Raw genomic sequence first — 11,821 nt, 5'->3', positions numbered from 1 at the left:
AAAAATGCCAAATGTAAGACAATTTTTAGAACTGAACCGCCAGCTTCCCGAAAAGAAGGCCGCGGTTGATCGTACCCAAGAATTTGCCGAGATTTACAGCCCGTTTGATATGAAAGACGCGATGGCCCAAGCCGATCGCTGTCTGCACTGCGGTAACCCTTATTGTGAATGGGCCTGTCCCGTGCACAACTACATCCCCAACTGGTTGAAGCTGGTTGCCGAAGGCAACATTATGGAAGCCGCGGAAATCTCGCATAAAACCAACTCCCTGCCGGAAATGTGCGGGCGCATCTGCCCACAAGACCGTCTATGTGAGCAGGCCTGTACTCTGGAAGACACCAACTTCGGTGCGGTCACCATCGGTGCGGTGGAAAAATTCATCACCGATACCGCCATGGCGCAAGGCTGGACGCCGGATCTTTCCAACGTCAAGATGACCGATAAAAAAGTCGCCATTATCGGTGGCGGCCCGGCTGGTATCGCAGCGGCCGACATTCTGATCCGTAACGGCGTCAAACCGGTAGTCTTTGAAAAACAGCCTGAAATCGGTGGGCTTTTGACCTTCGGTATCCCGCAATTCAAACTGGATAAAGACATCGTCGTGCGTCGTCGCCAAATTTTGGAAGGCATGGGCATCGAATTCCATTGCAATACCGAAATCGGAAAAGACATCCAATTCCAAACCCTATTGAACGACTACGATGCCGTCTTCATGGGAATGGGGACTTACAAGCCCATGGCTGGTCGTTTCCCAGGTGAGGACCTGCCGGGCGTGCACAAGGCATTAGACTTCCTGATCGGTAACGTCAAAAACGAGCTGGGCATGCCAAACGATCCAGAACCGTTCATCAGTATGAAAGGCAAAAAGGTTGTCGTGCTGGGTGGGGGAGATACCACCATGGACTGTACGCGTACATCAATCCGTCAACAGGCGGAAGAAGTCTACTGTGTGTACCGTCGTGACGAAGAAAACATGCCAGGCTCACGTGCCGAAGTCAAAAACGCCAAGGAAGAAGGTGTGCAGTTCAAATTCAATCTGGCTCCGGTCGAAGTGATTGGTGACGGCAAAGTGGAAGGCATCAAGGTCATTCAAACCCGCATGGGTGAGCCGGACGAAAACGGACGCCGTCGTGCCGAAATGGTCGAAGGCTCCGAGCAAGTCATTCCATGTGACGCAGTGATTGTCGCTTTCGGATTCCAGCCGAACCCTCCTGAATGGTTCAAAGACTTCAATATCGAAGTCAACAACTGGAATGGCGTGGTCGCTTCCGAAAAGTCTTTATACCAGTTCCAGACCACCAACCCGAAAGTCTTTGCCGGTGGGGACATGGTTCGCGGTTCCAGCCTGGTGGTGGAAGCCATCGCCGAAGGTCGTGCCGCCGCAGAAGGCATGTTGGACTTCCTCGAAGTTTAAATTTCCACCAGGCCTGTTCATTTTCAGGTCAGTTCAAATCAGAAAAGCCCGTCAAGATTCTTCCTGGCGGGCTTTTTTTGTTTGTGACTGTCTGAAATTTTTGTATGATGAATACTTGATTGATTTTAAATTCAACAAGATTGTCCAGAACATTAATTGCAAAACTGAATCGGATAAGACGCCAAATTACCTCCCTACCCCAAACCGCCAAACTGTGAGGATAAAATGATTAACATCACCGTGAACGGCAGACCTGTCAAAGTTAAGGAAGGAACGACACTGCTCGAAGCGGCTAGGGAAGTCGGCGTACATATCCCGACACTGTGCTTTTACCCTCGCCTGCCCTCCCATGCCGTTTGCCGTTTGTGCTTGGTTGACGTAAAAGGGGTAAATCGCCCCCAACCTGCCTGTAAAACACAAGCCAAAGACGGCGACATCGTCACGACCGACTCAAAAAAACTGATCGAATTCCGCAAAACGGATGCCCAATGGCTGCTGGCCCGCCATCCCAACGACTGCATAAGATGTGAAGTTAACGGAACTTGCCAATTTCAAAACTTTATCCACGAATATCAGCTGGAAGACTGTTGGCCCAAGATGCCAAGGGGTTCGGAAGAACACCCCGAACATGCGTTGACGGACCACACCTCGCCGAGCATTTGGCGTGACCTGTCAAAATGCATTGAATGTGGCCTATGCGTTGAGGCCTGCGGCGATGCTGGACAGCAACAGCACATCATCGGCTTTGCCGAACACAGTTCGGCTCGTTTACCCGTCACCGTTTTTGACCAGTCACTGGCCGATACTCACTGCATTTCCTGCGGACAGTGCACGCTGGTATGCCCGGTCGGCGCATTGATTGAGACACCGCATTGGCACCAAGTACTGCATACCCTTGACGCGCATCGACGCGTCTCTGCGGTTCAGGTCGCGCCGGCCACGCGGGTGGCCATCAGTGAAGAGTTCGGCATGAAACCCGGCACCATCAGCACGGGACGAATGGTCAATGCCCTGCGTCAACTCGGTTTTGATTATGTGTTCGACACCAATTTTGCGGCCGATCTGACCATCATGGAGGAAGGCACCGAATTTCTGAGCCGTCTTGAAGAACAGAGACACTTGCCATTATTCACGTCGTGCTGTCCCGGATGGATCAACTGGGTGGAACTCAACCGTCCCGACCTGTTGCCACACCTGAGCACCACCAAATCCCCGCAGCAAATGCACGGCGCTTTGACCAAACGTGGTGCCTTTGCAGCGTCGCTTGGTCCGGATTTCGCCGCAGGAAAAATCGAGCCTTATGTGGTCAGCATCATGCCCTGCACCGCCAAAAAAGACGAATCCGCACGCCCGGGCGGCGCTGGAGACATCGATCATGTGCTTACCACACGTGAGCTGGCGAGAATGATTAAAGCGCGCAATATCGCATTCAACGCCTTGCCGGAAGACGGTGAATTCGACAACCCCTTGGGAGAAAGCACCGGGGCGGCGCAGATATTCGGCGCATCGGGCGGTGTCATGGAAGCGGTGGTGCGCACGGCCTCCCATTTCATTGATGAAGAAAACACGCTACCGATCGAATGGCAGCCACTCCGTGGCGTCAACCAAGGTGTGAAAGAGGCCGAGATTCCAGGCATAGGTAAGGTGGCGATTTGCAACGGCATTGCCGCTGCGCAGAAAATGCTGGAATCGGAGAACTGGCGGGACGATTATGTGGCCATAGAAGTCATGGCTTGCGTGGGCGGTTGTCTGGGCGGCGGCGGCGAACCCAAGTCAATGGATCCTCTGGTACTCGAAAAACGCATGCAGGCAATTTACGAGATCGACAAACAGGCGCCTCGAAGACGCTCCTATGAAAACCGCGACGTGCAGAAGCTCTATGCCACGCAGCTGAAAAAACCGAACTCCAAGAAAGCCCACAAATTGCTGCACACAACCTATGCAGCGCGAAATTCCAGACGTTTACTATTGATGCGCTTTCTCGACTGTGTCGACAGAAGAGATGCCGACGCGGTCGCCAAGCTGTTTCACTCCGATGCAGTCTGGTCAACCGCTTCCTCTTTTGGCGACATTCAAGGCCTTACAAATATCCAAGACGTTATCAAAAACGCTTTACCGCCACGAAAATACGGCCCGCATTATGCGCGGCATCGAATGGAATCCGCTGCTGACATGAACGACCTCACCGTCATCACGCCAGCAGGAGAGCGCTGCCGTTTCAGCCTGGAAACAGAAGCCGTGCATGACGGCACTCAAATCAGAATGTTAATCAAAAAACTGACGAGAGAAATCCTGTAATCAAAACCGGTACAGAGCCGTGAAAATGAACAGGCCTGCCCATTTGTAGACCGGTTAAAATCAAAAAAGCCCGTTAAGATCTCTCTTAACAGGCTTTGCTTCTAAAACCATTGGCCGCAATTGGCCAATGGCAACATGAATCCGTTTAAACGCTAAACGGATTATTTAAGCGTGATCGAACTCGACCCTTTCTCGCCGGTGTTGTCGGTCACACTCAACGCGACTTCATCCCCCGAATTGGCCTTGACCTTGACCGCCACATAAGGGTTGGCTGACACGGCGCCCGACCACTGGGCATCCACCACTTTGGTGCCATTGACCATCACCTCGACCATGTCGATGTATTTGGCCGGATAAGGCTTACCGGTTTTTTTGTTCATACGAACCCCCGATTCCATTGGGTGTTTGATCAAGGCTTTGACTTCGGCGATTCCGCCTTTTGATTTACCGCGCATTCTGATTTTAATACTCATGATGACATCCTTTTAAACTAATTATTTAATGCTTTTCATTGGGTGGATTAGGCGTTTATTAACCGCCACATCCACCGATGGTCACTTTGACTTCCTGCTGGGCTTTAAACAGCTTGCCGCCGGCTTTGACCACCGTCATGACATTCATGGTTTCACCCATTTTGATTCGAGTGGAGACATAACCCAAAGCTCCGGCTGCAAACGAATATTGACACACCAACGGCTGCGGGTTTTTGCTGGCCAGAATCGCAATTGATTCAACTCCGTCCAAACTGGTCGCATCGACCGTGACGGGGGTCACCGCACCGTTTTCTGCAATGGCGGGCGCTTTAAGCTTGATGTCGGACGATTCCGTTGCATTGGCCGAGCCGAACAAGCTGTTCAAGGCATCATCCGTTTTTTTGGCCGAGAATGCGGTTTTGTTCCAGTCCGCCAATACTGTAGTCGGGGTTAAAAGACCCGCATTAGCGGCCACAACCGCCGCACCGGTGGCGACGGTATTTTTTAAAAATGCTCTACGTTTCATGATTGTTTACTCCTGGTTACCAATAAAAAATGTCTAGGAAGCAACCCTTCATGCAAACTCCTTAAATATTAGAAAGGGCTAATCTTTCCTTAATTCCAGATTAATGATTCCCAGCATTAAAACAAGTCCAAATCCAACCAAGAAACAAGGCAAAGCAAAAGTATTAAGCGCTCAATACTTTTAACAATCACTTTATTTTCATAAGGTTACATCTTTCCAAGTCACTCAAAAACCCAATCTGAGTACACACTATTGTCATATTTGGTTAACGATTTAAAAGCGCAAAAAACCACTTTAATTTTTCATCAGGCCTGTTTAACGAACCTCTGATTGAATCGATTTGAGGTTCCTTAGAAAACAGTGAATAAAGTATGAAGATGCAGACTATATCAGTGACTTACTGATGTTAATTTGCGTAAAATTACAGACCATTAATTTTAGATATGCATAAATAAACTTAATTTATAAAAGGACTTTATCATGAACACCTCAATCACACTGCAGAAATGGCATCCGCGCCACTGGCTGTTGCCGCTGGGCATGATGGGCACAAGCATTATGCTGGTATTTATTCTGAATGCATTTATCCCGCACAAAGGACACTTTCTTCCCTCCCTCACCCAGTTCAGCACTCACCTTGCCAGCGTAGACGGTTTTGTCTTTTGGGGTCTGGCGCTGGCCTGGTACGGATTTTGGACGCTGTTCTTTCTCGGCAGCCTAATGGTGCCTTATTTTTTGTATAAATCAATACAGTTTCTCAAAGCCAGCGCCCACCGCCTATCCGATTCCAACCCCATGGAAACCGCCGGGTGGTTCGGTGTTTCTCTGTCTTTAGCCATGTACGGCAATGTCTCTGCCTTTGCCACTATTATGTTTTTTGAGCTGAGTGCAAAAGCCGATGACCTGATCTGGCCCTTCTGGCTCGCTTACAACACCGCCATTGCCCTGATGGCATTGGTGCAATATATCTGGTACCGTAACCTCAAAACCCGCCTCAAACGTCAGGGGCACGTCGCTGCCGAACAAGCCTCGATGGTGGTTCCCTTTGCCCTTGCTTTTATGGGACTCAACCTCGCAGGGCCGGGGGCACTTGGTAGTCATGATGATGTGGTCGGCCTCTCATTGACCCTGTCGCTCGGATTTATGGCACTGTCGATGATTGTGTTTTTAAGCAAATTATCGGTCTTTAAACGCGACGCCAAAGCCTTGTTCACCCCACTCCAAAATTCGAAGATGAGCGAGACTGAACGCTCTGACAACTGGGCCCAAATCATTAATTTCGGCACCGCCGTCACCGCCTTCAATGTGTGGCTGATTACCAGCGTGCGCAATTACCTCAACTACGGACACCATTTTTCCGCTTTTGATTTTGCCACCAAAAACATGATCACTTGGGGAGCCGGACTTACGGTCACACTCGCACTGATTGTACTGTTTACGCTGTGGCGACGTGGCTTCTTTGGCCATCTCTTCCAAGCTCAGCGTCCGCTCATCTTCTCGCTCGGTCTGATCTGTATGCTGGTTTCAAGTTACGTCATTACCGCTCTGTTTACCCTGACCGCTCTGAAAATCGGGCTGTTAAGTTACGACAGTGTCGCGCTTTACGCCATCATCGGCGTTGAAACCCTGTTGCTCACGCTTAACCTCTTCACGGTCGCCGCACTGGTTTACCGCATGGTGCTTAAAGGCAATATCCAATGCTGGCACACAGATGAAGTCGACCGAATCGTTCAAGGCAAAGCCGCCTGATTCGCGTTAACTGACTTGTCTTAGCCAAAGAAACGGACAGGCCCGCCATGCGGCTTGTCTGTTTTTTTGTTACTATGTCGTTCCTTTCTGTTCAACTCGGAAAACTGCATGAGACATATCCTTGTTACCGGCGGCAACAAAGGCATCGGCCTGGCTCTGACACAAAAATTTGTGAACAACGGCGATCACGTCACCATCATTGCGCGTGATTTCAGCAACCAGGAAGCCTTTGATTACCAAAACCATCCTTTAGTGCGCTGCATTGCATTCGATTTGACCGACATCCACAACCTGCCGGGTCTGGTGGACAAGATTGACCAGATCGACGTACTCATCAACAACGCCGGTCTTCTGCAACCCATTACCTACGAAAACTATCCCGACGAGCGGCGCGACTACTCGCTCAACCTCAACATCGTCTCGCCGGTGCAGTTGACCACCCTACTGGAAGCCAAACTGCGTGCCTCCTCCGATTATAAACCCCGTGTCGTCAACAACGCCTCCATCGCCGGGCAGATCGGCCATCCCGACATCTGGTACGGCATCGCCAAAGCCGGCTTGATCAACGCCACCAAAGCGTTTGCCAAAGCCTTTCAGGGAGAGATCATCGTCAACGCCGTCGCCCCCAGCCCGGTGGAAACTGAAATGCTCAACAGCATTCCCGAACAGCGCCAGCAAGCCTTTTTGAAAAACACCATCAGCGGCCGCTTTGCCACCGCCCAGGAAGTGGCCGACACCCTATTCTGGCTGGCCACCGACTCGCCGGAATACATTAACGGCGTCTGCATCGACATCAATAACGGGTCTTTGCCAAGATAAACCAATAGGAACTTAACAATAATGACCACCTCCGTTCACCAAGCCATCCAACAACGTCATTCCGTCCGCGCCTTTTTAGACAGGCCTGTCGAAACCCGTTTGATTCATCGCATTCTGGATCGTGCGCGCTTTGCGCCTTCAGGTGTCAACACCCAGCCTTGGCAAGTCTCGGTGGTCACGGGCGAAAGCAAACAGCGCCTGCAACAGGCAATGGTTGATGAGTTCCATGCCGGTCAACGCGGCAAGATGGATTACAGCTACTACCCCGACGAATGGAAGCCGCCTTATAAGCAGCGCCGTGTCGAAACCGGCAAACAATTGTACGGCGCCTTGCAGATCGAACGCCAGGACAAGGAGCGCCAACTGGCACAATGGGCGGCCAACTACCGTGCGTTTGACGCGCCCGTCATGCTGCTGTTCTGGATGGACGACTGCCTGCAAACCGGCTCTTATTTTGACTATGGCATGTTTGTACAGAATGTCATGCTGCTGGCCATAGAGGAAGGCTTGGCGAGCTGTCCGCAAGGTGCCTTGGGGGAATACCCGGATATTGCCCGCCAGCAACTCGGTTACGATAGCAACCAGCTTTTAATCTGCGGCATGGCGCTCGGTTACGAAGATAAAAATCACCCGGTCAACCAGTACCGCACTGACCGCGAACCGGTCGAACACTTTACCCGGTTTTTCGAATAAGGTTCACATAGGATGAACACGGCTTTTCGAGAAACCACCGCGCTTGAAAAGTTGCTCACCTCGCTTATCAATATAAGCGTCGCCTTGCTGTTTCTGCTCCCGTTCCTGTGGTTGGATTTATCGATTGTGGAGTTAAAATGGATTTTTATCGGCCTGTTCCTGTTGGAAAACCTGGTATCGATTGCGTTTTTCGAATACCGTCTGCCGGGCATGGTATTGCAGCATACGCACTGGAAACACAGCTATTGCACACGGAATCAACTGTTGCACGCGGGGCTCTACACCGCTAGTTTCGCAAGTGTGCTGTTTTGGGTATGGTTTCCGGGAGACTTACTCCTCTTTAATCTCTTGCTGCTTCAACTGCCCTGCATTTTGCGAACCCAAACCACTTTGCACGGCTGGTTGTCCGGTGGTATGGTTGACGTAAAGCCGCTCTGATTGCTGAAAACAGACGATACTGGAGTTTTCATGAAATGAATACGTAAAACTTCGCGCCATGGGCTGTTTTTTTGATTTACAATTTATTCTCCAACCATTCGTTCTTTATAACAAAGCGAGAAACCGATGAGTGACCTGCGCCAAGATGCCCTGCATTATCATGAACGCCCACAGCCGGGAAAACTGGAAACCGGTCTGATCAAACCCTGCGACACGCAACGCGATCTGAGCTTGGCCTACAGCCCCGGCGTGGCGGAGCCGGTGCGCGAAATCCAAAACCACCCAGACGATGTCTACCGTTATACCGGCAAAGGCAATCTGGTGGCGGTCATCTCCAATGGGTCGGCGGTATTGGGTCTGGGTCATACCGGTGCCTTGGCGAGCAAGCCGGTGATGGAAGGCAAGGCGATGCTGTTCAAACGCTTCGCCAATATTGATGTCTTTGATATCGAGGTCGATTGCGACGACACCGACGAGCTGGTGCAGACCATCGCCAACATCGCGCCCACCTTCGGCGGCATCAATCTGGAGGACATCGCCGCCCCGCAATGTTTTGAAGTGGAAAAGGCACTTAAGGCCAAGTTGGACATTCCGGTGTTTCACGACGACCAGCACGGCACTGCCATCGTTGCCGCGGCGGGCTTGCTGAATGCGCTTAAGTTGCAGGGGAAAACTTTGCAAACCGCCAGCATCGTCTGTGTGGGCGCCGGTGCGGCCGGTCTCTCCAGCATGAATCTTCTGATCGAACTGGGTGCCGATCCGGCCAATATTCTACTGGTGGACAGTCAAGGCGTGGTCTCCACCCGGCGCGACAACCTCAACGCCTACAAACAACCCTTTGCGCAGGACACGGACAAAGTGACGCTGGCCGATGCCCTACAGCATGCGGATGTGTTCTTTGGTGTCTCCGGCAAGGACATCCTCACCCCGGACATGTTGCTGAGCATGGCCGAAAAACCGATTGTCTTCGCCATGGCCAATCCCGATCCGGAAATCGATCCCAAACTCGCCTACCACACCCGTCAGGATCTGATTATGGCCACCGGCCGCAGCGATTACCCCAACCAGGTCAATAATGTCTTGGGCTTTCCATATCTGTTCCGCGGGGCGCTTGACGTACGCGCATCGGACATCAACCTGCCGATGCAGAAGGCGGCGGTTTACGCCTTGCAGAAACTGGCACAAAGCCACGTCCCCAAGGAAGTCATCAAGGCCTATGGACTGGAGTCGCTGGAATTCGGACCCGACTATATCCTGCCCAAACCCAATGACCCGCGTTTGATTGATGTGGTGCCCAAAGCGGTCAGTGAAGCGGCGGCGGAATCGGGCGTCGCCCGCATCAAAGCGCATGCCGAACCCGAAGACTTCATTTAATCCACCGCTACTGACAGGCCTGCTGATTTTGAACAAGAACGCATTACCGCTGCATCGTCTATTGCATTACAGTTTGGCTTTGCTGGCCATGTTTGCGCTGGTGAATTTGCATGGCTGCGGTCTTTATCCGCAAAAAACCGAAACCTTGCCGGCTTTGCACACCTTATACGATTCCGTGGTGCTGGACAGCCAAAGCCAAACGCCGATTTCCTTGCAAGATCTGGCAAAACGCCTCAAAGACCGCGACGTGGTGTTTATCGGTGAATTTCACGGCAACCATGCATCACATCTATTGCAAGCACAACTGCAAGCCTTGCTCTTCAAGCAACGCCCTTTACAAATATTGTCGATGGAACAATTTGAGCGCCACCAGCAAACCTTGGTTTTTCGCTATCTGGATGACGAAATCGGCGAAGCCTACCTGGTGAAAGAAGCACCCGCCTGGGACAACTACACCGCCTCTTACCGCCCGATGGTGGAATTTGCCAAACAGCATTTTCTACCCGTGGTGGCCGCCAATGCCCCCACCGATATTGTGCGCTGCATCGGTCGTCAGGGACAAGACTATGTCGGCAAGCTCACCGAGGATGAACGCAATTGGATCGCGCAAACGCCCTTTGCCGACATTCCTGGTTATCTGGAAAAATACCAGTCCTGGATTCAGGAAGCCCGTCATCTGACAGACGATCAAGCCCAAAAAAGTTACCAGGCGCAAATCGTCCGCGACAACACCATGGCGGAAAGCATTTTACGCGCCTTGCGAGATCACCCCAAACATCAAGTCATCCATTTGAACGGCGCCTTTCACAGTGCGGCCCATTTGGGCACCGTTGGCGCTCTGAAAGCCCTCAACCCCAATCTTAAAATCAGCGTCATCAGCCCGATTACAATCGACAACCCGCTTAAACCCACTGTTCAATCTGAGGATTTTGAACAAGGCGACTACCTCTATCTGCAGCAGGCGCAACCCGAGCAGTACCGCAACGCGGCCTATCGGCAAAAAGCCTTCAGCAAACTGTTCAAAAACGCCGATTCAAAAGTCTGCCGGTAAAGATTTCATTCCGGCCGTCGATAACCCCTATAAGGGTTTGATTCAGTTTCAAAAAAAGCCCGGCTGGTATCGTTGACCGAAGCGCCTGATGGCTAAAGTTCAATGGGCTTATGTCAACGGCAGGAAACGGCTTCATATAACAAAACCCGTTATACCAAAAGATTTAACACACAAAAATTAGGACACACAATGCGCATTTCACTGTCGGCTTTAATGGGCTTCTTTTTGGGGCTTGGGCTTTTTGCCCTGGCGGTTTACCTCAATACCGAAAACTATCTGATGTTCTTCAGCCTTTCCAGTCTGTTGATGGTGTTTGGCGGAACCATGGCGGTGGCGATGATCTCATTTGAAGGCCGCAATGTCATGCTCGCCTTCAAGGAAATCATCGCCACCCTGACCACCGCCAAAGTCGATCCAAGAACCCTTTATGAAGACGTGGGCGTGCTCATCGACTGGGCCAAGATTGTCCGCCGCGAAAGCCTTAGAAAACTGGAAAACACCGTGTCGCTTTCGGCAGAAGACGATCAGAACTTTCTGGGGCAATGTTTTGTCTATCTGCTGTCCGGCTATCGGGGTGACAAGTTGCGGGTGCTATTGCAACACGCCCAACAGTCGATTTACGAGCGTAAGATGACGCAATCCAAAGTGCTGATGACCATGGCCTCCGCTTCTCCGGCTTTCGGCATGATCGGCACGCTGGTGGGTTTGATTATCATGCTCAACAACATGAACGGCGACCCTTCAAAAATCGGCGCGGGATTGGCGGTGGCGCTGCTGACCACGTTATACGGTGTGTTGATGGCACAGCTGATATTCAAACCCGCCGCACGCAAGGTCGAACACAAACAGGAATTGGAAGCCTACCGCAACAAGGTGCTGACCGAAGGGGTGGTGTTGCTTTCGGATGGGGTGTCGCCAGCGCACATCGAGGATGCCATGAACGCCTATCTGGAACCCAAATACCAGTTTAAAAGAGCGTAATTCTT

The 11,821-nt window shown here is 51.5% G+C and carries 11 protein-coding genes; 9 read left to right on the top strand and 2 right to left on the bottom strand.

The annotated features are described in order from the left end of the window. The first annotated feature begins 4 nt into the window (after positions 1-4). Together B076_RS0101245 and B076_RS0101240 are read left to right on the top strand one after the other, a co-directional pair. A complete protein-coding gene (locus B076_RS0101245) occupies positions 5-1,414 on the top strand; it encodes an FAD-dependent oxidoreductase (RefSeq protein WP_028485710.1) in 1,410 nt (469 codons plus the stop codon). 225 nt (positions 1,415-1,639) lie between these two features. Continuing rightward, positions 1,640-3,712 carry a [FeFe] hydrogenase, group A gene (locus tag B076_RS0101240; RefSeq protein ID WP_028485709.1) on the top strand — a complete coding sequence of 691 codons (2,073 nt, stop codon included), beginning with the start codon at positions 1,640-1,642 and terminating at the stop codon, positions 3,710-3,712. 161 nt (positions 3,713-3,873) lie between these two features. Here B076_RS0101240 and soxZ read toward each other — a convergent pair whose 3' ends face one another. Further along, positions 3,874-4,185: a thiosulfate oxidation carrier complex protein SoxZ gene (gene soxZ / locus B076_RS0101235; RefSeq protein WP_028485708.1), complete on the bottom strand. Its 312-nt coding sequence runs from the start codon at positions 4,183-4,185 to the stop codon at positions 3,874-3,876. Between the two features lie 58 nt (positions 4,186-4,243). After that, positions 4,244-4,711, bottom strand: a complete 468-nt coding sequence (gene soxY / locus B076_RS0101230) for a thiosulfate oxidation carrier protein SoxY (protein ID WP_028485707.1) — start codon at positions 4,709-4,711, stop codon at positions 4,244-4,246. Between the two features lie 480 nt (positions 4,712-5,191). Here soxY and B076_RS0101225 point away from each other — a divergent pair, with 480 nt between their 5' ends. From B076_RS0101225 to B076_RS0101195, 7 genes are all read left to right on the top strand, one after another. Further along, complete coding sequence (locus tag B076_RS0101225; RefSeq protein ID WP_028485706.1) at positions 5,192-6,460, top strand: TsoY family (seleno)protein; 1,269 nt, start codon at positions 5,192-5,194, stop codon at positions 6,458-6,460. A 108-nt stretch (positions 6,461-6,568) separates the two neighbouring features. After that, a complete protein-coding gene (locus B076_RS0101220) occupies positions 6,569-7,279 on the top strand; it encodes an SDR family oxidoreductase (RefSeq protein ID WP_028485705.1) in 711 nt (236 codons plus the stop codon). A 21-nt stretch (positions 7,280-7,300) separates the two neighbouring features. Continuing rightward, a complete protein-coding gene (locus B076_RS0101215; protein ID WP_028485704.1) occupies positions 7,301-7,972 on the top strand; it encodes a nitroreductase in 672 nt (223 codons plus the stop codon). Between the two features lie 12 nt (positions 7,973-7,984). Next, on the top strand, positions 7,985-8,410 hold the full coding sequence (locus tag B076_RS0101210) for a hypothetical protein (protein ID WP_028485703.1): 426 nt from the start codon (positions 7,985-7,987) through the stop codon (positions 8,408-8,410). Positions 8,411-8,536: 126 nt separating this feature from the next. After that, positions 8,537-9,784, top strand: coding sequence for a malic enzyme-like NAD(P)-binding protein (locus B076_RS0101205; protein WP_028485702.1), 1,248 nt, complete (start codon positions 8,537-8,539; stop codon positions 9,782-9,784). Then, positions 9,759-10,835, top strand: coding sequence for a ChaN family lipoprotein (locus tag B076_RS11705; protein WP_245566292.1), 1,077 nt, complete (start codon positions 9,759-9,761; stop codon positions 10,833-10,835). The genes B076_RS0101205 and B076_RS11705 overlap by 26 nt, the downstream gene beginning before the upstream one ends. Before the next feature lie 189 nt (positions 10,836-11,024). After that, complete coding sequence (locus B076_RS0101195) at positions 11,025-11,816, top strand: motility protein A (protein ID WP_028485701.1); 792 nt, start codon at positions 11,025-11,027, stop codon at positions 11,814-11,816. Positions 11,817-11,821 lie beyond the last annotated feature (5 nt).

This window comes from Thiomicrorhabdus chilensis DSM 12352, assembly GCF_000483485.1.
Classification (GTDB): Bacteria; Pseudomonadota; Gammaproteobacteria; order Thiomicrospirales; family Thiomicrospiraceae; genus Thiomicrorhabdus; species Thiomicrorhabdus chilensis.
This window is presented reverse-complemented; position numbering and strand designations above follow the sequence as displayed.

Excerpts from the sequence above, each read along its gene's own strand:
- soxZ (WP_028485708.1), bottom strand. The coding sequence starts at position 4,185 with ATGAGTATTAAAATCAGAATGCGCGGTAAATCAAAAGGCGGAATCGCC.
- soxY (WP_028485707.1), bottom strand. The coding sequence starts at position 4,711 with ATGAAACGTAGAGCATTTTTAAAAAATACCGTCGCCACCGGTGCGGCG.
- B076_RS0101215 (WP_028485704.1), top strand. The coding sequence starts at position 7,301 with ATGACCACCTCCGTTCACCAAGCCATCCAACAACGTCATTCCGTCCGC.
- B076_RS0101220 (WP_028485705.1), top strand. The coding sequence starts at position 6,569 with ATGAGACATATCCTTGTTACCGGCGGCAACAAAGGCATCGGCCTGGCT.
- B076_RS0101210 (WP_028485703.1), top strand. The coding sequence starts at position 7,985 with ATGAACACGGCTTTTCGAGAAACCACCGCGCTTGAAAAGTTGCTCACC.
- B076_RS0101245 (WP_028485710.1), top strand. The coding sequence starts at position 5 with ATGCCAAATGTAAGACAATTTTTAGAACTGAACCGCCAGCTTCCCGAA.
- B076_RS11705 (WP_245566292.1), top strand. The coding sequence starts at position 9,759 with ATGCCGAACCCGAAGACTTCATTTAATCCACCGCTACTGACAGGCCTG.
- B076_RS0101225 (WP_028485706.1), top strand. The coding sequence starts at position 5,192 with ATGAACACCTCAATCACACTGCAGAAATGGCATCCGCGCCACTGGCTG.
- B076_RS0101195 (WP_028485701.1), top strand. The coding sequence starts at position 11,025 with ATGCGCATTTCACTGTCGGCTTTAATGGGCTTCTTTTTGGGGCTTGGG.
- B076_RS0101240 (WP_028485709.1), top strand. The coding sequence starts at position 1,640 with ATGATTAACATCACCGTGAACGGCAGACCTGTCAAAGTTAAGGAAGGA.
- B076_RS0101205 (WP_028485702.1), top strand. The coding sequence starts at position 8,537 with ATGAGTGACCTGCGCCAAGATGCCCTGCATTATCATGAACGCCCACAG.